The sequence below is a fragment of the Demequina sp. NBRC 110057 genome, assembly GCF_002090175.1.
GTDB lineage: Bacteria > Actinomycetota > Actinomycetes > Actinomycetales > Demequinaceae > Demequina.
On sequence record NZ_BBRN01000004.1, the window covers coordinates 612,676 to 632,763 of the forward strand.

Sequence of the window (20,088 nt, forward strand, 5' to 3'; positions counted from 1 at the left end):
CTTACTGGGCGATGTCGCGACGCAGACGGACGGCCTCGTGGAGGTACACGTGGCGCACGTCGGCGCGGGGAACGTCAAGGTCGGCGTGCATCATCACGCGCACCACGAGCGGCAGCGCCGTGGGAACTGCCATCTCGACGGCGCACATGAGCGGCACGTCGGCGAAGCCCATCTCGCGCGCGGCGGCGGCCGGGAAGTCGGAGACGATGTCCGGGGTGCACGTGAAGAACACCGAAATCACCGTGTCCGTGCCGAGGCCGTTCGCCTCCAGCATCGCCGCGACGAGCTCCTGCGTGCGCTCGTGAAGATGGGCCTTGTCGTCGCTCACGAGCGAGGTGGCGCCGCGGATCGCTCGGGTGGTCATGGTGACCATGCTATCGGTGGCGAGCAGGGCCGATGCGCCCGCCGTAGGCCCGTTAGAGCCCGGCCGCCTTCATGAGCGCGCCGAGCTCCTCGCGGTCGAGGCGGCGCAGCTCGCCGGGCCCCAGATTGCCGAGCGTGACGGGGCCGAAGCGGGTGCGCACCAGGTCCACGACGGGGAAGCCCACCTTGTCGAACATGCGGCGCACAATCCTGTTGCGGCCCTCGTGGAGCTCGACCTCGACGAGCGAGTGGCCCCGCGACACGTCAAGGATGGTGCACGATGCCACGCGCACGGGCCCGTCGTCGAGGTCGACTCCCGCGCGGAGCTTGGTGCCGAGCGTCGCGGGGACGGAGCCCGCGACCTTCGCGACGTAGACCTTCGACACCCCGTGGGTGGGGTGCGCGAGGCGGTTGGCCAGCTCGCCGTCGTTGGTGAGCAGCAGCACGCCGGTGGTCTCGGCGTCGAGGCGACCCACGTGGAACAGGCGCTCGGGGAACTCCTTGACGTAGTCGTCCAGCGAGGGACGGCCCTGCGGGTCGGACATGGTCGACACGACGCCGCGGGGCTTATTCAGCACCACGGTGACGGCATCATCGTCCACGGAGATGCGCTTGCCCTTGACCTCGATGATCACCTCGGCGGGGTTCACCCTCACGCCCAGCTGGTCGACCACCTCGCCGTTGACGGTGACGAGGCCCTTCTCGATGAGCACCTCGCACTTGCGGCGGGAGCCCACGCCGGCCGATGCCAGCACCTTCTGCAGCCGGATGCCCTCCGGGCGGTGGATCTCGAGGTCCATCAGCGTCCTTCTCCGTCGACGTCTGCCAGCTCGGGCAGGTAGGGGGCGAGCTCGGGAAGGTCGTCGAGCGACCCCAGTCCCATGCGCTCGAGAAACTCGGTGGTGGTGCCGTACAGCAGCGCCCCGCCCATCTCGCCCACCTCGGTCACGAGGCCGCGGGCGGCGAGGGTCTTCATGACGGAGTCGACATTGACGCCGCGCACCTGCGACACCTGGCCGCGGGTGACGGGCTGGCGGTAGGCCACGACGGCGAGGGTCTCGAGCGCGGCCTGCGACAGGCGCGCGGACTGGCCCTCGACGATGAACGCGCCCACGGCATCGGCGTACAGCCGTGACGAGTAGACGCGCCAGCGCGACTCGACCTCGCTCAGCTCGAAGCCGCGCGGGCGCTCGGGGTCGGCGTACTCGTCGCGCAGGGCCGTCAGGGTGGCGAGGACCTCGTGCTCGGGGACGTCGAGCGCCGCGGCGATGTCGGCGGGCGCCACGGGCTCGTCGACGACCATCAGGATCGCCTCGATCGCTCCCGAGATGTGCGTGTCAGCCATCTGCTCCCTGCTCCGCCTCCGGGGACTCGCCCTCGTCGAACTCGTCGGACACCTCTACCTGGTGCTCGCCGCCGGTCCACCTGACCGTCAGCTCGCCGAGCGAGCGTACCTGGTCGAAGGCCACGACCGCCTCACGGAACAGCTCGAGCAGGGCGAGGAAGCGCGCCACCACCACGTTGACGTGGTCCGCGTCGCGCACCAGCGACCGGAAGGTCATGACGTGCTCGCGCTGCAGGCGGCTCGTGACGACCATCGCCTGCTCGCGCACCGACACCGCTGGAGCGTGCAGGTGCGCGAGGCTCACGCCGGTCTCGGTGTCCTTGGGCCGCAGCGCGTGGGCGGCCAGGCGCGCCAACTGCTCGGGGGTCACCGACCACACGAGCTCGGGAAGCAGCATCGCGAAGTGGGGCTCGAGTGGCACGTCACGCGGCACCCGGCGCGGCCCGCTCAGCAGGCCGTCGAAGGTCGACGCAACTTGTTTAAACGCGCGGTACTGGAGGAGACGGGCGAACAGCAGGTCTCGCGCCTCGAGCAGCTCGAGGTCCTCGAGGTCGTCCACTTCCCCCTGGGGAAGGAGCCGCGCCGCCTTGAGGTCCAGCAGCGTGGCGGCCACGACGAGGAACTCCGACGCCTGCGAGAGGTCCCAGTCCTTCTCCCCCGCCGAGAGCACCGCGAGGAACTCGTCGGTCACCCTGGCAAGCGCCACGTCGGTGATCTCCATCTCGTGCTTCGAGATGAGGCTCAGGAGCAGGTCGAAGGGTCCCTCGAAGTTGTCGAGGTGGACCGAGAAGGCGCCCTTGGCTGGCGCTGCGGGCGCGGCGTCGAGGGCGGTGCCCTCGGCCGCCGTGCCCTGGTCGGTCACGGCCGTCAGGCGGCGACGCCGCGCGCGACGAGCTCGCGAGCGAGCTGACGGTAGGCGTGGGCGCCCGCGTGCTGCGGCGCAAAGGTGGTGATCGGCTCCGCGGCGACCGACGCATCGGGGAACTTCACCGTGCGGTGGATCATGGTCTCGGTGACCTTCTCGCCAAAGCCGTGACGGACGCTCTCGACGACCTCCTGAGAGTGAAGGGTGCGGCCGTCGTACAGGGTCGGGATGATCGCGTCGATGCTGAGGCGCGGGTTGAGGCGGTCCTGCACCTTCGTGATGGTCTCCACGAGCAGCGCGACGCCGCGCATCGCGAAGTACTCGGACGCGAGCGGGATGATCACGCCGTGCGCGGCCACCAGGGCGTTCACGGTGAGGAGGCCGAGCGAGGGCTGGCAGTCGATGAGGATGACGTCGTACTCGTCCTCGACGCCACGCAGGGCGCGGTCGAGCGTGGACTCGCGGGCGACCTCGCCCACCAGCTGCACCTCGGCGGCGGACAGGTCGATGTTGGCCGGCATCAGGTCGAGGTTGTCGACGTTGGTGGAGACGATGACGTCCGACGCGGAGATCGACGACCGCATCAGCAGGTCGTAGATGGTGAGCTCGGCCTCGTTCGGGTTGATCCCGAGACCCGCCGATGCCGCGCCCTGCGGGTCGAAGTCGACCACCAGCACCTTCCGCCCGTACTCCGCCAGCGCCGCCGCGAGATTGACGGTCGTAGTGGTCTTACCCACGCCGCCCTTCTGGTTGCACAGCGCGACGACGCGCGCGGGACCGTGGCTGGCAAGGGGGGTGGGCTCAGGGAAGTCGGTCACGCCCCACACCTTACCGTCGCGGGACCCCTGATCAGCCGCGGGCACGCGGGTGCGCCGTCGCGTAGACCTCCCGCAGCGCGTCCTGCGTGACGGCCGTATAAATCTGTGTGGTGGTCACGGACGCGTGGCCCAGCAGCTCCTGCACCACGCGGACGTCGGCGCCGCCCGACAGCAGGTGCGTCGCGAACGAGTGGCGAAGGGTGTGCGGCGACACGTCGGGAACGCCGGCGCGGGACGACGCGTCCTTGAGGATCACCCACGCGCTCTGGCGCGACAGGCGCCCGCCCCGCGTGTTGAGGAACAGCGCAGGCGTGCCCGTCCCCGCCTGGGCGAGCGGCGCGCGGGCGCGCACCAGGTAGGCGTGCAGCTCCCGAGCGGCGAAGCCGCCGAGCGGCACCACCCGCTCCTTGCGGCCCTTGCCGCGCAGCAGGACGGCCTCCTGCCCCTCGTCGAGGGTGAGGTCGTCGACGTCGAGGCCCACGGCCTCGGAGATGCGCGCGCCCGACGCGTACACGAGCTCGAGCAGCGCGCGGTCGCGCAGCGGGGCGGCGCCGTCCCCCGTCGAGGCCGCCTCAAGGATCGCCTCGACCTGGTCGGTCGAGATCGCCTTGGGAAGCCGCTGCGGCACCGCGCGCGGCTTGACGTCCGAAGACACGTCCTGGGTGCACCACCCCTCGGCGAGAGCGAAGCGATGCCAGCCGCGCACCGCCACGACGGTGCGCGAGGCCGATGCCGGCGCGAGCGGCCGCCCGCCGTCGCGTCCAGTGCCGATCGCCTGGGCGAAGTCGGCGACGTCCGTCCGTGTCACGGCGGCGAGGTCGTCCCGCTCACGCGTCTCGAGGAATCGCACGTAGCGGGTGAGGTCGCGGCGGTAGGCCGCGAGCGTGTTGGTGCTGAGCCCCCGCTCGACGGACACGTGCGCGAGGTAGGCCTCGCGTTCGCCGTCGAGCCCGGTCACGACGCCCAGACGGTCAGGGTCTCCGGGAGGAAGGGGTCCACCATGACGGCCGCGAAGACGATCGTGAGGTAGGTGATCGAGTCGTGGAACAGGCGCATCTCGCGCAGCTTCGCCTCGTCGCGCTGGGCGCGCAGGTACAGGCGGACGCAGCCGGTGAGGAACCAGGCGCCGGCGGCCGCAGCGACCCCCGCGTACACCCAGGTCATGCCGGCGACGGGAACCAGGACGAGGGTGGTGACCACCATCGCGGCGGCGTAGCCGATCATCTCGATGGCCACGCGGCGGCTGGAGGCCAGCACGGGAAGCATCGGTACCTCGGCGCGCGCGTAGTCGCGCTTGAACTTCATCGACAGCGGCCAGTAGTGCGGCGGCGTCCAGAAGAAGATGATGAGGAACAGCAGGACGGGAGTCCACGACAGTGACTGCGTGACCGCCGCCCAGCCGATCAGCACCGGCATGCAGCCGGCGGCGCCGCCCCAGACGATGTTCTGGGCAGTGCGGCGCTTGAGGATCATCGTGTAGAGCACCACGTAGCCCACGATGGCCGCCACGGACAGGACCGAGGCAAGCGGCGAGCCGACGACGAACCAGAACCAGGCGGTCGACACGACGGCGAGCACGGACGCGAAGGTGAGGGCCTCGGACGGCGTCACCTTGCCGGTGACGAGCGGGCGCCCCTTGGTGCGGTTCATCACCGCGTCGATGTCGCGGTCGAGGTACATGTTGTACGCGTTCGCGGCGCCCGCGGACAGGTAGCCGCCGACGACGGTGGTGAGCAACAGGTCCCAGCGCGGGAAGCCATCGGCGGCGAGGATCATCGCCGGGACGGTGGTGACGAGAAGCAGTTCGATGATGCGCGGCTTCGTGAGGGCGACGTACGCCTTCACCTTGTCACCGAGAGGAATCCGCGACGCCGCCGCTGCAGGCGTGGTCGTGGGCGCGGTGGGGACCTGGGACATGGCGTCCATGGTACCTGCGCGGTGAGCCCGCATCGGCCCCGGCGCGCGTACGGCGTGAGCGTCGCCGGGAAGGCTCCCGGGAGGCCGGACGTTACAACCTTGTACACACCCCCTCACCGCCGCATTTTCCTGTGCGTGAACTTGTGCCCGATGCGTGTCGGCACCCCTCACGCGCCGCTAGGCTGGCGGGGAACCATCTCACGATTCATGGGAGAAATCTGTGACCGTCACCTGGACCGATGCCGATCGCCGCGCCGTAGACACTCTGCGCGTGCTTGCCGCCGATGCTGTGGAGAAGGTGGGCAACGGCCACCCCGGTACCGCCATCTCGCTCGCCCCCGCGGCCTACCTGCTGTTCCAGAACGTCATGCGCCACGACCCGTCGGACTCGTCGTGGCTCGGCCGCGACCGCTTCGTGCTCTCCGCGGGCCACTCGTCGCTGACGCTCTACCTGCAGCTCTTTGCCTCCGGCTACGACCTCGACCTTGACGACCTGAAGGCGCTGCGCACCGAGGGGTCGCGCACCCCGGGTCACCCCGAGTACGGCCACACCGACGGCGTCGAGATCACGACCGGCCCGCTGGGCACCGGCATCGCCTCCTCCGTGGGCATGGCGATGGCCGCCCGCAAGGAGCGCGGCCTGCTCGACCCCGAGGCCGCCCCCGGCACCTCGCCGTTCGACCACCACATCTACGTGATCGCGGGCGACGGCTGCCTCCAGGAGGGAGTCTCCTCCGAGGCCTCGTCGCTCGCCGGCACGCAGGAGCTGGGCAACCTCATCGTCATCTGGGATGACAACCGCATCTCCATCGAGCACGAGACGGACATCTCGTTCACCGAGGACGTCATGGCGCGCTACGAGGCCTACGGCTGGCACACCCAGCACGTCTCGTGGATCAAGGACGGCGGCTACGAGGAGGACCCCTCGGCCCTTCACGACGCCCTCGAGGCGGCCAAGGCCGAGACCGGCAAGCCCTCGATCATCCGCCTGTCGACCATTATCGGCTGGCCCTCGCCCACCAAGCAGAACACCGGCGGCGTGCACGGCTCCGCACTCGGCGCCGACGAGGTTGCCGGCCTCAAGAAGGTCCTCGACTTCGACCCCGAGCAGTCGTTCGTGGTGGAGCCCGAGATCCTCGCGCACATGCAGCAGGTGAAGGAGCGCGGCCAGGCCGCGCACTCCGAGTGGAACGCCGACCTCGCCCGCTGGGAGGCCGAGAACCCCGAGCGCGCCGCGCTGCTGGCTCGCCTGTCGGCACGCGAGCTTCCCGAGGGCTGGGAGGACGCGCTTCCCACGTTCGAGGTTGGCAGCAAGATCGCCACCCGTGCGGCGTCCGGCAAGGTGCTGAGCGCCCTCGCCCCCGTGCTTCCCGAGCTGTGGGGCGGCTCCGCCGACCTCGCCGGCTCGAACAACACGACGATGGACGGCGAGCCGTCGTTCCTTCCGCCGCGTCGCGCCACCCACTCGTGGCCGAACGCCGACTGGTACGGCCGCACCATGCACTTCGGCATCCGCGAGTTCGGCATGGGCGCGATCCTCAACGGCATCACGCTGCACGGCCTCACCCGCACCTACGGCGGCACGTTCCTCGTGTTCTCCGACTACATGCGCGCCTCGGTCCGCCTCGCGGCCCTCATGCGCATCCCCACCACGTTCGTGTGGACGCACGACTCGGTGGGCCTCGGTGAGGACGGCCCCACGCACCAGCCGATCGAGCACCTCGCGACGCTGCGCGCCATCCCCGGCCTCGACGTCGTCCGCCCCGCGGACGCCAACGAGACCACCGCCGCGTGGAAGACCATCCTCGAGACCACCGACCGCCCCTCCGCGATCATCCTGTCGCGCCAGGGCCTGCCGGTGCTCGAGGGAACCTCGGCCGAGGGCGTCGCCAAGGGCGCCTACGTGCTCGCCGGTGCCGACGAGGAGGCCGACGTGCTCCTCATCGCCACGGGCTCCGAGGTCTCGGTCGCCCTGGGTGCGCGCGACGTGCTGGCCGCCGAGGGTGTGAAGGCGCGCGTCATCTCGATGCCGTCGCGTGAGCGCTTCGAGCGTCAGGACGCCGAGTACCGCGAGTCGGTCATCCCCGCCGCCCTCATGGCGCGCGTCACGGTCGAGGCTGGCTCGCGCCTGGGCTGGACCGAGATCGCCGGCGACGCGGGTCGCACCGTGTCGATCGACCACTTCGGTGAGTCGGCCGACGGCGGGCTGCTGCTGAAGAAGTACGGCTTCACCGCCGAGAACGTCGCCGCCCAGGCGCGCGAGTCGCTGGCCGCCGCCAAGTGATCCGCGGGCGGGCCGGGGAGGGCACCCACGTGGTGTCCTCCCCGGCCGCGCCTGGTCCCCACCCCTCCCCTGACCGCGACGGGTGCGCCCCGTCGCGAGTGAAGGACTGACATGGTCAACCCGCTGCGCGATCCGCGCGACCGACGACTCCCCCGCATCGCAGGCTCCTGTGGCCTCGTGATGTTCGGCGTGACCGGCGACCTGGCACGCAAGAAGCTGATGCCCGCCGTGTACGACCTGGCCAACCGTGGCCTCCTTCCCCCCGCGTTCGCGCTGACGGGATTCGCCCGCCGCGAGTGGGACCGCGAAGACTTCGAGAAGGTTGTCTACGACGCCGTCAAGGCGCACGCGCGAACGCCCTTCCGCGAGGAGACCTGGAAGCAGCTTGCCGAGGGCATCCGCTTCGTGCAGGGCACGTTCGACGACCCCGACGCCTTCCAGCGACTCAAGGAGACCGTGGAGGAGCTCGACGAGCGCCGCGGTACGGGAGGCAACCACGCCTTCTACCTCTCCATCCCCCCGTCGGCCTTCCCCCAGGTCCTCACGCAGCTGCGTGACTCCGGGCTGTCGGACGCCAAGGACGGCACGTGGCGCCGCGTCGTCATCGAAAAGCCCTTCGGCCAGGACCTCACCACGGCCAACGAGCTCGACGCCGTCGTGTCGGACGTCTTCCCGCCCGACTCGGTGTTCCGCATCGACCACTACCTGGGCAAGGAGACGGTGCAGAACCTGCTGGCGCTGCGCTTCGCCAACCAGCTGTTCGAGCCCATCTGGAACAACCAGTACGTGGACCACGTGCAGATCACGATGGCCGAGGACATTGGCATCGGATCCCGCGCCGGGTACTACGACGGCATCGGCCAGGCGCGCGACGTCATCCAGAACCACCTGCTGCAGCTCTTCGCGCTCACCGCGATGGAGGAGCCCGCCACCTTCGACGCCGACGACCTGCGCGGCGAGAAGGAGAAGGTGCTGCGCGCCGCCAAGCTCCCCACCGACCTCGACACCAACACCGCTCGCGGCCAGTACGCCGCCGGCTGGCGTGGCGGCGAGCAGGTGGGCGGCTACCTCGATGAGGACGACATCCCGTCGGACTCCATCACCGAGACCTTCGCCGCGATCCGCCTCGACGTGCCGAACCGCCGGTGGGCGGGTACGCCGTTCTACCTTCGCGCGGGCAAGCGCCTTGGCCGCCGCGTGACCGAGATTGCGCTCGTGTTCAAGAAGGCCCCGAGCCCCTACTTCCAGGACGTGGAGGGCACCGAGGCCGGCAACAACGCCCTGGTCATCCGCGTCCAGCCCGACGAGGGCGTCACCCTGCGTTTCGGCTCCAAGGTGCCCGGCACCCAGATGGAGGTCCGCGACGTCACCATGGACTTCGGCTACGGCAACGCCTTCACCGAGTCCTCCCCCGAGGCCTACGAGCGCCTCATCCTCGACGTCCTGCTGGGCGACCCGCCGCTGTTCCCGCGGCACGAGGAGGTGGCGCTCTCGTGGAAGCTGCTTGACCCCGTCATCGCGCACTGGGAGGGCTCGGGCGAGCAGCCCGAGCAGTACCGCTCCGGGACCTGGGGTCCCGCCAGCGCCGACGCGATGATGGCCAAGGACGGACGCGTCTGGAGGCGCCCATGATCATCGACCTGCCCCGCACCACGATCTCGCAGATCAACAAGCGACTCGTGCAGTCCCGCAAGGACTTCGGCGTCATCACGCTCGGTCGCGTCCTCACGCTCGTGATCGACGCCACCGATGCCGACGTCGAGGACGCCATCGAGACGGCCAACGTCGCCTCGCGCGAGCACCCCTGCCGCATCATCGTCATCGCTCCCCACGAGGGTGACGAGGACGAGCTTCACGCGGAGCTACGCGTGGGCGGCGACGCTGGCGCGTCCGAGGTGGTCGTCCTGCGTCCCTCGCGCGTCCAGGCCGACCACGGCGACACGCTCGTCATGCCGCTGCTGCTCCCCGACGTCCCGATCGTCGCCTGGTGGCCCGCCACCGTGCCGGCCGACCCGGGCGGCTCGAGCATCGGCCGGATGGCGGCGCGCCGCATCACCGACTCGAAGGGCGAGGGCGACCCTGCCGCGGTGCTGCGGTCGCTCGCCGAGCACTACCAGGCCGGCGACACCGACCTCGCGTGGACCCGCGTCACCCGGTGGCGTGCGCTACTCGCCGCTGCGCTCGAGCAGGTGAGCGACCAGCAGGTCACGAAGGCACGCCTCCACGGCGACACCGGCAGCCCCTCGATCCTGCTGTTGGGCGCGTGGCTCCAGGGCACGCTCGGCTGCGAGTTCGAGGCCACCTACGCCGACGACGTGCGCGGCCTGCAGTCCATCGTCCTCGAGACCGCCTCGGGCGAGATCGGCATCGCGCGCCCCGACGGGCAGAACGCGACGCTGACCCAGCCGGGCCAGCCCGAGCACACGATCGCGCTGCCGGCGCGCTCGCTGGGCGATTGCCTCGCCGAGGAGCTGCGTCGCCTCGACGACGACCCTGTCTACGGCAACGCGCTGCGTCGCTGGGCGGGCGCCGCCTCGGAGGCGACGGCATGAGGCAGGTCATCGTCCACGCCGACGCGGACGCCGTGGCCCAGGCCACCGGCGCCCGCCTGCTGATCGCGCTCGGCGACGCCGTCGCCCTGCGTGGAAGGGCCGACGCGGTCCTCACCGGCGGCACCGTCGGCATCGCGCTGCTCGAGGCCGCCGCCGCGTCGCCCCTCGCCGCCACCGTCGACTGGACAAGCGTTCACGTCTGGTGGGGCGACGAGCGATTCGTCCCCGCAGGCGACGCCGACCGCAACGAGGGGCAGGCGCAGGCCGCGCTCCTCGCCCACCTGCCGCTTCCCGAGGACAATATCCACCGGATGGGCTCCTCGGACGTCTTCGCCACGGCAGAGGACGCCGCCGCGGACTACGCGACGCAGATCGCCGCGGCGGGCACTCCCGCGTGGGACGTGCTGCTGCTGGGCCTCGGCCCCGACGCGCACGTCGCGTCGCTGTTCCCCGGCCACCCCGTCTTCACGGGGCCCGACGCGGAGACGCACGCCGTCCACGACTCCCCCAAGCCGCCGCCCACGCGCGTCTCCCTTGGCCTGGGCTCGATCCACCGCGCACGCGAGGTGTGGGTCGTCGCAGCCGGCGAGGGCAAGGCCGATGCCGTGCGCGACTCCCTGCGCCGCACCGGGGTCCCCGGCGGTGCCGTCGACGGCACCGAGCGCACGCTGTGGCTGCTGGACGCGGCCGCCGCGACCAAGGTCTAGGCAACCGACGCATCGGCCACACCACAGCCGAGACACGACGACGAAGGGGCGGGGCCATACGGCCCCGCCCCTTCGTCGTACCGGTCGGGCTACGCGGTGAGGCGAGCCTTGACGGACTCGACGATCTGCGTGATGTCGAACTCGTCGGGCTTCGAGTAGATGGTGTCCGCGTCCGCGCGGAACGTGAACACTCCCTTCTCCCCCGTCACGAGCGCGACGGACTCGAGCTGGCCGCCGAAGGTGCTCAGCAGCGTGCGCTGGGCGTCGAGCGCCCGGTCGAGGTAGCCGCACGGCACGCAGTACTCGATCTCGATCTTCACAGGTCCTCCAGTGTCGATGGGGTCGTACCCCGCCATCCTTCCATTCCCCGCCCACCCACCGTCAAATGGATCCACTTGGTTCTTTTACACGCGTAGACGCACCAAAGGGATCCATTTGACCGGTCAGGAGGGGGGGGAACGCCGAGGGGCCCGGCGCCGCTCCCCTGGCGGGGAGGGCGACGGGCCCCTCGGTGAAACAGCGACTAGTCGGCGACGACCGGCGTGCCGCGGCGGGCGCGCAGGGTGCCGAGAGCCTCGTCGAGCAGGGCCTCGCCCTCCTCGTCAGTGCGACGCTCCTTCACATATGCGAGGTGCGTCTTGTACGGCTCGTTGCGCAGTGGCTCCGGCGGGTTCTCGGGATCGAGGCCACCGGGAAGGCCGCAGCGGGGGCAGTCCCACTCGACCGGAACCTCGGGGGCGTCGTTCTCATCCCCGATCGCGAAGCTGGGCGACGTGACGTGGCCCTTCGCGCAGTAGTAGTTGACGACCTGACGCGGCGCGGACTCGCCGCGCTCGTCCTCGCCCATGGGTCCCGCGCCGACGCGCGACCCTCGAATGGCGTTACCGCCTGCCATGATTCTTTCCCCTCAGGTGCTGCTAGAGCGAGAACCGCGAGATCAGCCCGAGCAGCACGATGATCGCGCCCCACAGGGTGGCCGTGATCCACGTGATACGGGTCAGGTTGCGCTCACCGACGGCGGACGACTGCACGCCGGAGGCGAAGCCACCGCCAAACATGTCGGTGATGCCGCCGCCACGGCCGCGGTGGATGAGCACCAGGCCGATGATCACGAACGACGTGATCACGAGCAGCACCCACAGGCTGATCTCCAGAATGTGCACAGTTCTCCTCAGACGTGTTCGGATCGCCTACCAGGATACGCGACGATTCGCGCATCCTGGTAGGCGCCACGCACGGTGGGGTCAGCCGATCTGGTGCGAACGGAAACGCGCGATCTTGGCGAACTCCTCGGGGTCGAGGCTGGCGCCTCCCACGAGTCCACCGTCCACGTCGGGCTCCGCCATGAGCTGGGCGATCGAGCCCGACTTCACGGAGCCGCCGTAGAGCACGCGCACGCCGTCGGCGAGCTCGGCGTCGTACAGCTCGGCGAGGCGGCCGCGGATCGCACCGCAGACCTCCTGAGCGTCGGCGGGCGTCGCGACCTCACCGGTGCCGATGGCCCACACGGGCTCGTAGGCGATGACGACGTCCTTCGCCTTGTCAGCGGGCAGGTCCTTCAGCGCGCCGTCGACCTGGGCGAGCGTGTACTCCACCTGGTTGCCGGCCTTGCGCACGTCGAGGCCCTCGCCCACGCACACGATGGGGACGATGCCGTTCTCGAACGCCGCCTTGGTCTTGGCGGCGACGACCTCGTCGGACTCGCCGTGGTACTCGCGACGCTCCGAGTGGCCCACCGCGACGTACGAGACGCCGAGCTTGGCCAGCTGCGTGCCAGACACCTCACCGGTGTAGGCGCCGGAGGTGTGCTGCGAGATGTCCTGGGCGCCGTACTTCAGCTCCAGCTTGTCGGCGTCCACGAGGGTCTGCACGGAACGGATCGAGGTGAAGGACGCGAGCACCGCGACCTCCACGTCCTCGAAGTCGTGCTTCGCGTCGCGCAGGAGCCACGCGAGCTTCTGCACGGTGTGGGTGGCCTCGAGGTGGTCGAGGTTCAGCTTCCAGTTACCCGCGATCAGGGGGGTACGTGCCATGGGTATCAGTCCTCCAGTACGGCGAGGCCCGGCAGGACCTTGCCCTCAAGCAGCTCGAGCGACGCGCCGCCGCCCGTCGAGATGTGCGAAAAGCCGGCCTCGTCGTAGCCGAGGCGGCGCACGGCCGCGGCCGAGTCGCCGCCGCCCACGACGGAGAAGCCGTCGGCGTCGATCATCGCCTGCGCGACGGCACGGGTGCCGCCCTCGAAGGCCTCGAACTCGAACACGCCCATGGGGCCGTTCCACACGATGGTCTTGGCGTCCGCGATCTTGAAGGCGAACAGCGCTGCCGACTCGGGGCCGATGTCGAGGCCCATCCATCCCTCGGGGATCACGTCGGCGGCGACGGTCTTGTGCTCGGCGTCCGCGGCGAAGGCGGCGGCGACCTCAATGTCGGTCGGGAGCACGATCTCGACGCCGTTGGCCTCGGCGGTCTCGAGGTAGCCCTTGACCGTGTCGATCTGGTCCTCCTCGAGCAGCGACGAGCCGACGTCGTAGCCCTTGGCCTTCAGGAAGGTGAAGACCATGCCGCCGCCGATGAGCAGACGGTCGGCCTTGGTCAGCAGGTTGCCGATGACGCCGAGCTTGTCGGAGACCTTCGAGCCGCCGAGCACGACAGCGTAGGGGCGCTCGGGGTCGGTGGTCGCGCGCGACAGCGAGACGACCTCCTTCTCGACGAGCGTGCCGGCGGCCGCGGGAAGCAGCTGCGCGACGTCGTAGACCGACGCCTGCTTGCGGTGGACGACGCCGAAGCCGTCGGAGACGAACGCGTCGGCGAACGCGGCGAGCTCCTTGGCGAGCTCCTGCCGCTCCTCGTCAACCTTGGAGGTCTCGCGCTTGTCGTAGCGGACGTTCTCGAGCATGGCGACCTGGCCGGACTCGAGCGCGGCGACGGTGGCCTTGGCCGAGTCGCCTACGAGGTCCTCGGCGAGCGTCACGGGGCGGCCCAGCAGCTCCGCGAGGCGGGCGGCCGCGGGCGCGAGCGAGTACTCGGGCTTGGGCTCGCCGCCGGGGCGGCCGAGGTGGGCGGTGACGATGACCGCGGCGCCCGCGTCGAGCAGCGCCTGAATGGTGGGCACGGAGGCGCGCACGCGGCCGTCGTCCGTGATGGTGGTGCCGTCGAGGGGCACGTTGAGGTCGGAGCGAACCAGCACCTTCTTGCCGGTCAGGTCTCCCAGTCCTGCGATGGTCTTCATTTCAGTCCTCACATTCCTGACATAGCAACGCCCGCACACGCGGCGCGTGCGCGGGCGTTGCCACGATCAGATCCGGATGGGGTGGATCAGAGCTTGTCGCCGACGTAGGTGGTCAGCTTGACGAGGGAGGTCGAGTAGCCCCACTCGTTGTCGTACCAGGCCACGATCTTGACCATGTTGCCCGACACCTTGGTGAGCTTGGCGTCGAAGATCGACTGGTGCGGGTCACCGACGATGTCCGAGGAGACGATGTCGTCCTCGACGTAGGACAGCGTGCCGGCCATGGCACCCTCGGCGGCGGCCTTGACGGCGGCGTTGACCTCGTCAACGGTCACCTCACGGCCGGCCTCGAAGGTGAGGTCGGTGGCGGAACCGGTGATGGTGGGAACGCGCATCGCGAAGCCGTCCAGCTTGCCCTTGAGCTCGGGCAGCACGAGCGCGACGGCCTTGGCGGCGCCGGTCGAGGTGGGAACGATGTTCTGCGCGGCGGCGCGGGCGCGGCGGAGGTCCTTGTGGGGGCCGTCCTGCAGGTTCTGGTCGCCGGTGTAGGCGTGAACCGTGGTCATGAGGCCCTTCTCGATGCCGATGGCGTCGTTGAGGGCCTTCGCGACGGGCGCGAGGCAGTTGGTGGTGCACGACGCGTTCGAGATCACGTGGTGGTTGGCCGGGTCGTAGTCCGTGTGGTTCACGTTGACGACGAACGTGGCGTCCTCGTTCTTGGCGGGCGCGGAGATGATGACCTTCTTGGCACCGGCGTCGATGTGCGCCTTGGCCTTGGTCGCGTCCGTGAAGAAGCCGGTCGACTCGATGACGATGTCGGCGCCGAGCTCGGCCCAGGGGAGGTTCGCGGGGTCGCGCTCAGCAAGGGCGCGGATCGCGACGCCGTCGACGTAGATGTTGTCGTCGTCGTACGTGACCTCCTTGGGGAACTTGCCCAGGACGGTGTCGTACTTGAGCAGGTGCGCAAGGGTGTGGTTGTCGGTGAGGTCGTTCACACCGACGATCTCGAAGTCAGCGCCCTCGGCGAGCGCTGCGCGGAAGAAGTTACGTCCGATACGGCCGAAGCCGTTGATGCCGACCTTGATGGTCACAGTAAATCTCCTCGGCTTGCGCCGACCATCGCCGGCGCGGTTGTGTGTGGATTCTTCGCGCACCTCGACGTGCGCTGTGCGTCCCCGGAACCCCGGGGCTCTTCCGTCAGCCTACACCGATGCGTGGATCGACGAGACGCGACGAAAGTCCTGGTGCGCGGTCAGTCGAGATCCAGGATCTCCTGGCTGATGCCGGCCTCGGTGTCGGGAATCCCGAGCTCCTCCGCGCGCTTGTCGGCGGTGGCGAGCAGGCGCCTGATGCGGCCCGCGACGGCGTCCTTGGTCAGCGGCGGCGTGGCAAGTTTGCCGAGCTCCTCGAGCGACGCGTCGCGGTTGGCAAGGCGCAGCTCGCCGGCCTCGCGCAGGTGCTCGGGGACGTCCTCGCCGAGGATGTCGAAGGCCCGCGCCACGCGTGCCCCCGCTGCCACGGCTGCCTGGGCGGAGCGGCGCAGGTTCGCGTCGTCGAAGTTGGCGAGGCGGTTGGCGGTGCCGCGCACCTCGCGCCTGGTGCGCTTGTCCTCCCACTCGAGCACCGAGTCGTGGGCGCCAAGACGGGTGAGCAGCTGGGCGATGGCCTCGCCGTCGCGGATGACGACGCGGTCCACTCCCCTGACCTCGCGGGACTTCGCGGAGATGCCGAGGCGGCGCGCGGCGCCGACGAGGGCCAGCGCGGCCTCGGGGCCGGGCGACGTCACCTCGAGCGCCGACGAGCGGCCCGGCTCCGTGAGCGAGCCGTGCGCGAGGAAGGCGCCGCGCCAGGCGGCGACGGTGTCGTCCAGCGAGCCGCCGACGACCTGCGGCGGCAGCCCGCGCACGGGTCGTCCGCGCTGGTCAAGCAGGCCAGTCTGGCGGGCGAGCGACTCGCCCTCCTTGACGACCCTCACCACGTAACGGTTGCCCTTCTTGAGGGCGCCGCCGGAGACGACGATGATCTCGCCGACGAGACCGTAGACCTCGTGGATGAACGCGCGCAGTCGGCGCGCGCCCGCGGCGGTGTCCAGCTCCGCCTCGATTACGATCCTGCCGCTGACGATGTGAAGGCCCCCCGCGAAGCGGAGCATCGTCGCGACCTCCGCCTTGCGCGCCGAGGTCTTATCGACCGCGACCCGAGCCAGTTCGTCCTTCACCTGTGCCGTCAGAGCCATGCGCCGATTCTGCCATTCATCGGGACGCCGCGAGTCCGCCGAGGTCCCGGTCGGTCAGCAGGTCGGCGAGCGCCGCGCGCAGCGCGACAGGGTCATGAGCGTGCGCGTGGTCGACGGCGCGCACCGGGGCGACGACCATCCGCGCTCCCCACGCGGCGATCTCCTCCCGCAGGCCGGGCTCGTCGGCGTGGCCGGCATCGACGAGCACCGCGCGCGGCACGAAGCCGGGAGCGGCGGAGCGGAGCGCACGGACGTCGTCGAGGCGTGACATGCCGGCCGTCTCGACGTCGGCGTCACCGACATTGAGGATCACGGTCGCACGCGGACCGGCCTCGACGAGCGCCGCCGCCACGGGCGCCACCGCGAAGTGGGTGAGCACGGAGGTGTACCAGCTTCCCGGGCCGAGCACCACGGCATCGGCGCCGCGCAGCGCGTCGAGCGTCTGCTCGGGCACGTGAGGCGACGGCGGGTCGAGGGCAAGGTCGAGCACGCGACCCGACGCGAGCGCGACGGCCACCTGACCGCGGACCTCGCTCACGCCATCGGCCGTCTCCACTGTCGCCCGCACCGTGAGCGGCTCGTCGGACAGCGGCAGCACCCTGCCGTGCGCCTGCAGCAGTCGGCCCACCCACTCGAGCCCCTCGACAACGTCGCCGCAGCGGTCCCACAGCGCGGCGATGAGCAGGTTGCCCAGCGCGTGGCCGTCGAGCGCGCCGTCGGTGCTGAAGCGCCACTGGAGCACGTCGCGCCACGTGGTGCCCCACTCGGAGTCGCCGCACAGTGCCGACAGGGCCATGCGCAGGTCCCCTGGCGGGACGATGCCCATCTCCTCGCGCAGGCGGCCGGAGGATCCGCCGTCGTCGGCGACGGTGACGACGGCGGCGAGGTCCTCGGCAAGGCCGCGCAGCGCGGTCAGCGAGTGATAGAGACCGTGCCCTCCCCCGAGGGCGACGACGCTCGTCGTCATCCGAGCGTCCGGTCCCGGTGCGACACGCGCACGGCGTAGCCGCGCTCCTGGAGGCGACGCCCCAGCTCCTCGGCGATGGCGACGGACCGGTGCTTGCCGCCCGTGCAGCCGACGCCCACCGTCACGGAGGGCTTGTCGTGCGCGCGGTAGCGTTGCAGGACCCCGTCGAGGACCTCGGTGTAGCCGTCGATGAACTCCTGCGCGCCGAGCCCCGTGAGGACGTGTTCGCGCACCGGCGCGTCGAGCCCCGTGAGCGGCCGCAGCGCGGGGTCCCAGTGAGGGTTGGCGAGGAAGCGCACGTCGGCGACGAAGTCGGCGTCGACGGGCAGGCCGTTCTTGAACCCGAACGACTGCACGTTGACGTGCAGCTGCGGCACCTGCGACGCGATCTCGGCCGTGATGACCTCACGCAGCTGGTGAACGTTGAGGCGCGACGTGTCGATGACGTGGTCGGCGCCGCGCCGAATCGCGGAGACCAGCTCGCGCTCGCGCCGAATCCCCTCGAGGAGGGTGCCGTCGGCCTGCAGCGGGTGCGGCCGGCGCGCCTCCTCGAAGCGCCTCACGAGGGTGTCGTCCGACGCGTCGAGGAACGCCGTCCGCACTGCCACGCCACGCAACTGAAGGTCCTCGACCACCGGGCCGAGGTCCTCGAGGAACGCGCCGCCGCGCGCGTCCACGACGACGGCGAGCTTGCGCGTCGAGCCGCGCCCGAGCAGCGAGTCGACGAGGTCACCCATGAGATGGGGCGGCAGGTTGTCGACGACATACCAGCCGAGGTCCGCAAGGACGGCGGCGGCGCGGGTGCGGCCGGCTCCCGACATTCCGGTGAGAACGAGCACCTCGGCACCGTCGCCTCTCAGCAGCGACGTGGGGCGCGGGATACCCGACGGGTACGTGGGCGGATGGGGGTCGTCCGTCATGACTCCAGCATGCCATCGTCGCCGTGCAGGGCGGAGTAGACCGACCGCGCGAGCCCGTCTCCGATGCCGGGGACCAGGGCGATCTGCTCGGCCGAGGCCTCCTTGAGGCGCGCTGGCGAGCCGAAGTGCCTGATCAGCGCCTTGGCGCGCGACGGGCCGATGCCGGGGAGGCTGTCGAGGGCCGATGCGGTGACAGTCTTGCCGCGCTTGGCACGGTGATGGCGGATCGCGAAGCGGTGCGCCTCGTCGCGCACGCGCTGCATGAGGTACAGCGCCTCGGAGCCGCGCGGAAGAATCACGGGGAACGGCTCCCCCGGGATCCAGATCTCCTCGAGGCGCTTCGCGAGCCCGCACAGGAACACGTCGGTGATCCCGAGCCTGTCGAGCACCTCCCGCGCCGCGTTCACCTGGGGAAGGCCGCCATCGACCACCACGAGCTGGGGCGGGTAGGCGAACTTGGCGCTCTCGCGCTGGTCGGGCGGCAGCTGCGACTCCTCGAGGTAGCGAGAGAAGCGCCGCGTCAGCACCTCGTCCATCGCCGCCGTGTCATCCACCGCATCGGCGATCGAGAACTGCCGGTACTCCTTCTTACGCGGCAACGCGTCCTCGAACACCACCATCGAGCCCACCTGGTTGGTGCCCTGCGTATGCGAGATGTCGTAGCACTCGATCCGCAGCGGGGCGTCGGTCATGCCGAGCGCCTCCTGCAGTTCCTGGAGCGCCGCCGACCGGGTGGTGAGGTCGCTCGCGCGCTTGAGCCGATGCTGGTCGAGCACCTGCCGCGCGTTCTGGTGGCCGGTCTGTGCGAGTTCGGCCTTCTTGCCTCGCTGGGGCACGCGGATGGCGACCTTCGCTCCGCGCAGGCCTCCGAGAACCTCGGCGAGCGGGGCGGCGTCCTCGGGCAGCGCCGGCACGAGCACCTCCGGCGGGATCTCCTCCGGTTCGGCTGCGCCGTACGCCTCCTGCACCAGCTCGAGCACCATGGCCTCGGGGCCCAGCGGCTCGGGCTTGTCGACGACCCAGCCGCGCTCGCCGGTGATGCGGCCGTCGCGCACGTGGAAGACGTGCGCCGCCGCCTCCATCTCGTCGTCGACGAGGCTGAAGATGTCGACGTCCACCCCCGCGTCGAGCACCACGGCGTTGCGGTCGAGCACCGCAGTGAGCGCCTGCAGTCGGTCGCGAGCCCGGGCCGCCGCCTCAAAGTCCTCCCGCTCGGCGGCGTCGTTCATCGAGCGCGTGAGGTCGCGCATGATGCCCTTGGCGTCGCCGCCGAGCACCGCGCACACGCGCTCGGCGAGGGCCCGATGGTCCTCCTCGGAGATGCGTCCCACGCACGGGGCCGAGCACTTGTCGATGTACCCCAGCAGGCACGGTCGGCCCTGCCGCTCCGCCTTCCTGAAAACGCCGGGCGCGCAGGTGCGCACCGGCAGCGCCGCGAGCAGTGTGTCGACCGTCTCCCTGATGGCCCAGGCACGGGCGTAGGGGCCGAAGTAGCGCACGCCCTTCTTGCGCTCGCCGCGCATCACCTGGATGCGCGGAAACTTCTCGTTAAGCGTGACGGCGAGGTATGGGTAGGACTTGTCGTCCTTGAAGACGACGTTGAAGCGCGGGTCGTACTCCTTGATCCACGTGTGCTCGAGGATGAGCGACTCGACCTCGTTGCGCACCACGGTCCACTCGACCGAGGCGGCGGTCGTCACCATCATCTGGGTGCGCGGGTGAAGGTTGGCGAGCGGCTGGAAGTAGTTGGCCAGCCGCGCGCGCAGGTTCTTCGCCTTGCCGACGTACACCACGCGGCCGTGGGGGTCGCGGAAGCGGTAGACGCCCGGCCGCGTCGGGATGGTGCCCGGCGCGGGCCGGTAGCTTGCTGGATCTGCCACGGAAG

General features: G+C 70.5%; 21 protein-coding genes. 4 read left to right on the top strand and 17 right to left on the bottom strand.

The genetic code is table 11. The annotated features are described in order from the left end of the window. Position 1: 1 nt before the first annotated feature. Genes aroH through B7K26_RS07875 form a run of 7 tightly spaced genes read right to left on the bottom strand, consistent with a single transcriptional unit; the run spans position 2 to position 5,317 of the window. A complete protein-coding gene (gene aroH, locus B7K26_RS07845; RefSeq protein ID WP_084078636.1) occupies positions 2–364 on the bottom strand; it encodes a chorismate mutase in 363 nt (120 codons plus the stop codon). Between the two features lie 52 nt (positions 365–416). After that, positions 417–1,163 carry a pseudouridine synthase gene (locus tag B7K26_RS07850; RefSeq protein ID WP_084078375.1) on the bottom strand — a complete coding sequence of 249 codons (747 nt, stop codon included), beginning with the start codon at positions 1,161–1,163 and terminating at the stop codon, positions 417–419. Continuing rightward, positions 1,163–1,708: an SMC-Scp complex subunit ScpB gene (gene scpB / locus B7K26_RS07855; protein ID WP_084078376.1), complete on the bottom strand. Its 546-nt coding sequence runs from the start codon at positions 1,706–1,708 to the stop codon at positions 1,163–1,165. Before scpB ends, B7K26_RS07850 begins: the two co-directional genes overlap by 1 nt. Continuing rightward, positions 1,701–2,570 (bottom strand): ScpA family protein, encoded by an 870-nt coding sequence (locus B7K26_RS07860; protein WP_234998742.1) that lies wholly within the window; start codon positions 2,568–2,570, stop codon positions 1,701–1,703. Before B7K26_RS07860 ends, scpB begins: the two co-directional genes overlap by 8 nt. 5 nt (positions 2,571–2,575) lie before the next feature. Further along, on the bottom strand, positions 2,576–3,400 hold the full coding sequence (locus tag B7K26_RS07865; RefSeq protein ID WP_375537578.1) for a ParA family protein: 825 nt from the start codon (positions 3,398–3,400) through the stop codon (positions 2,576–2,578). Between the two features lie 22 nt (positions 3,401–3,422). Further along, the gene (locus B7K26_RS07870; RefSeq protein WP_084078378.1) at positions 3,423–4,349 is read right to left on the bottom strand and encodes a site-specific tyrosine recombinase XerD; all 927 of its coding nucleotides are present in this window, start codon (positions 4,347–4,349) and stop codon (positions 3,423–3,425) included. Then, complete coding sequence (locus B7K26_RS07875; RefSeq protein ID WP_084078379.1) at positions 4,346–5,317, bottom strand: heme o synthase; 972 nt, start codon at positions 5,315–5,317, stop codon at positions 4,346–4,348. Before B7K26_RS07875 ends, B7K26_RS07870 begins: the two co-directional genes overlap by 4 nt. Positions 5,318–5,528: 211 nt before the next feature. Here B7K26_RS07875 and tkt point away from each other — a divergent pair, with 211 nt between their 5' ends. The 4 genes from tkt to pgl all read left to right on the top strand — a co-directional run bounded on the left by tkt (position 5,529) and on the right by pgl (position 10,851). Beyond that, on the top strand, positions 5,529–7,592 hold the full coding sequence (tkt, locus tag B7K26_RS07880) for a transketolase (RefSeq protein WP_084078380.1): 2,064 nt from the start codon (positions 5,529–5,531) through the stop codon (positions 7,590–7,592). Positions 7,593–7,703: 111 nt separating this feature from the next. Further along, positions 7,704–9,224 carry a glucose-6-phosphate dehydrogenase gene (gene zwf, locus B7K26_RS07885; RefSeq protein ID WP_084078381.1) on the top strand — a complete coding sequence of 507 codons (1,521 nt, stop codon included), beginning with the start codon at positions 7,704–7,706 and terminating at the stop codon, positions 9,222–9,224. Beyond that, on the top strand, positions 9,221–10,144 hold the full coding sequence (locus tag B7K26_RS07890; protein WP_084078382.1) for a glucose-6-phosphate dehydrogenase assembly protein OpcA: 924 nt from the start codon (positions 9,221–9,223) through the stop codon (positions 10,142–10,144). Before zwf ends, B7K26_RS07890 begins: the two co-directional genes overlap by 4 nt. Continuing rightward, positions 10,141–10,851 (top strand): 6-phosphogluconolactonase, encoded by a 711-nt coding sequence (pgl, locus tag B7K26_RS07895; RefSeq protein WP_084078383.1) that lies wholly within the window; start codon positions 10,141–10,143, stop codon positions 10,849–10,851. Before B7K26_RS07890 ends, pgl begins: the two co-directional genes overlap by 4 nt. An 89-nt stretch (positions 10,852–10,940) precedes the next feature. Here the strand turns inward: pgl and B7K26_RS07900 are convergent, their stop codons facing one another. From B7K26_RS07900 to uvrC, 10 genes are all read right to left on the bottom strand, one after another. Further along, positions 10,941–11,171 carry an Rdx family protein gene (locus B7K26_RS07900; protein WP_200811017.1) on the bottom strand — a complete coding sequence of 77 codons (231 nt, stop codon included), beginning with the start codon at positions 11,169–11,171 and terminating at the stop codon, positions 10,941–10,943. 203 nt (positions 11,172–11,374) lie between these two features. After that, a complete protein-coding gene (locus B7K26_RS07905) occupies positions 11,375–11,746 on the bottom strand; it encodes an RNA polymerase-binding protein RbpA (RefSeq protein ID WP_084078385.1) in 372 nt (123 codons plus the stop codon). A 22-nt stretch (positions 11,747–11,768) separates the two neighbouring features. Further along, the gene (secG, locus tag B7K26_RS07910; RefSeq protein ID WP_084078386.1) at positions 11,769–12,014 is read right to left on the bottom strand and encodes a preprotein translocase subunit SecG; all 246 of its coding nucleotides are present in this window, start codon (positions 12,012–12,014) and stop codon (positions 11,769–11,771) included. A gap of 81 nt (positions 12,015–12,095) precedes the next feature. Continuing rightward, complete coding sequence (gene tpiA / locus B7K26_RS07915; protein ID WP_084078387.1) at positions 12,096–12,884, bottom strand: triose-phosphate isomerase; 789 nt, start codon at positions 12,882–12,884, stop codon at positions 12,096–12,098. A 5-nt stretch (positions 12,885–12,889) separates the two neighbouring features. Beyond that, on the bottom strand, positions 12,890–14,080 hold the full coding sequence (locus tag B7K26_RS07920) for a phosphoglycerate kinase (protein WP_084078388.1): 1,191 nt from the start codon (positions 14,078–14,080) through the stop codon (positions 12,890–12,892). 86 nt (positions 14,081–14,166) lie between these two features. Then, complete coding sequence (gap, locus tag B7K26_RS07925; protein WP_084078389.1) at positions 14,167–15,171, bottom strand: type I glyceraldehyde-3-phosphate dehydrogenase; 1,005 nt, start codon at positions 15,169–15,171, stop codon at positions 14,167–14,169. 161 nt (positions 15,172–15,332) lie between these two features. After that, positions 15,333–16,316 carry a DNA-binding protein WhiA gene (gene whiA, locus B7K26_RS07930; protein WP_084078390.1) on the bottom strand — a complete coding sequence of 328 codons (984 nt, stop codon included), beginning with the start codon at positions 16,314–16,316 and terminating at the stop codon, positions 15,333–15,335. 16 nt (positions 16,317–16,332) lie between these two features. Next, positions 16,333–17,283, bottom strand: a complete 951-nt coding sequence (gene yvcK / locus B7K26_RS07935; RefSeq protein WP_084078392.1) for a uridine diphosphate-N-acetylglucosamine-binding protein YvcK — start codon at positions 17,281–17,283, stop codon at positions 16,333–16,335. Further along, positions 17,280–18,203 carry an RNase adapter RapZ gene (gene rapZ, locus B7K26_RS07940; protein ID WP_084078394.1) on the bottom strand — a complete coding sequence of 308 codons (924 nt, stop codon included), beginning with the start codon at positions 18,201–18,203 and terminating at the stop codon, positions 17,280–17,282. Before rapZ ends, yvcK begins: the two co-directional genes overlap by 4 nt. Further along, complete coding sequence (uvrC, locus tag B7K26_RS07945) at positions 18,200–20,083, bottom strand: excinuclease ABC subunit UvrC (RefSeq protein WP_084078396.1); 1,884 nt, start codon at positions 20,081–20,083, stop codon at positions 18,200–18,202. The genes rapZ and uvrC overlap by 4 nt, the downstream gene beginning before the upstream one ends. Positions 20,084–20,088 lie beyond the last annotated feature (5 nt).

Bases quoted from the DNA above. Each gene is read 5' to 3' on its own strand.
- aroH (WP_084078636.1), bottom strand. From the start codon at position 364: ATGACCACCCGAGCGATCCGCGGCGCCACCTCGCTCGTGAGCGACGAC.
- B7K26_RS07850 (WP_084078375.1), bottom strand. From the start codon at position 1,163: ATGGACCTCGAGATCCACCGCCCGGAGGGCATCCGGCTGCAGAAGGTG.
- scpB (WP_084078376.1), bottom strand. From the start codon at position 1,708: ATGGCTGACACGCACATCTCGGGAGCGATCGAGGCGATCCTGATGGTC.
- B7K26_RS07875 (WP_084078379.1), bottom strand. From the start codon at position 5,317: ATGGACGCCATGTCCCAGGTCCCCACCGCGCCCACGACCACGCCTGCA.
- zwf (WP_084078381.1), top strand. From the start codon at position 7,704: ATGGTCAACCCGCTGCGCGATCCGCGCGACCGACGACTCCCCCGCATC.
- B7K26_RS07890 (WP_084078382.1), top strand. From the start codon at position 9,221: ATGATCATCGACCTGCCCCGCACCACGATCTCGCAGATCAACAAGCGA.
- pgl (WP_084078383.1), top strand. From the start codon at position 10,141: ATGAGGCAGGTCATCGTCCACGCCGACGCGGACGCCGTGGCCCAGGCC.
- B7K26_RS07905 (WP_084078385.1), bottom strand. From the start codon at position 11,746: ATGGCAGGCGGTAACGCCATTCGAGGGTCGCGCGTCGGCGCGGGACCC.
- tpiA (WP_084078387.1), bottom strand. From the start codon at position 12,884: ATGGCACGTACCCCCCTGATCGCGGGTAACTGGAAGCTGAACCTCGAC.
- B7K26_RS07920 (WP_084078388.1), bottom strand. From the start codon at position 14,080: ATGAAGACCATCGCAGGACTGGGAGACCTGACCGGCAAGAAGGTGCTG.
- whiA (WP_084078390.1), bottom strand. From the start codon at position 16,316: ATGGCTCTGACGGCACAGGTGAAGGACGAACTGGCTCGGGTCGCGGTC.
- yvcK (WP_084078392.1), bottom strand. From the start codon at position 17,283: ATGACGACGAGCGTCGTCGCCCTCGGGGGAGGGCACGGTCTCTATCAC.
- rapZ (WP_084078394.1), bottom strand. From the start codon at position 18,203: ATGACGGACGACCCCCATCCGCCCACGTACCCGTCGGGTATCCCGCGC.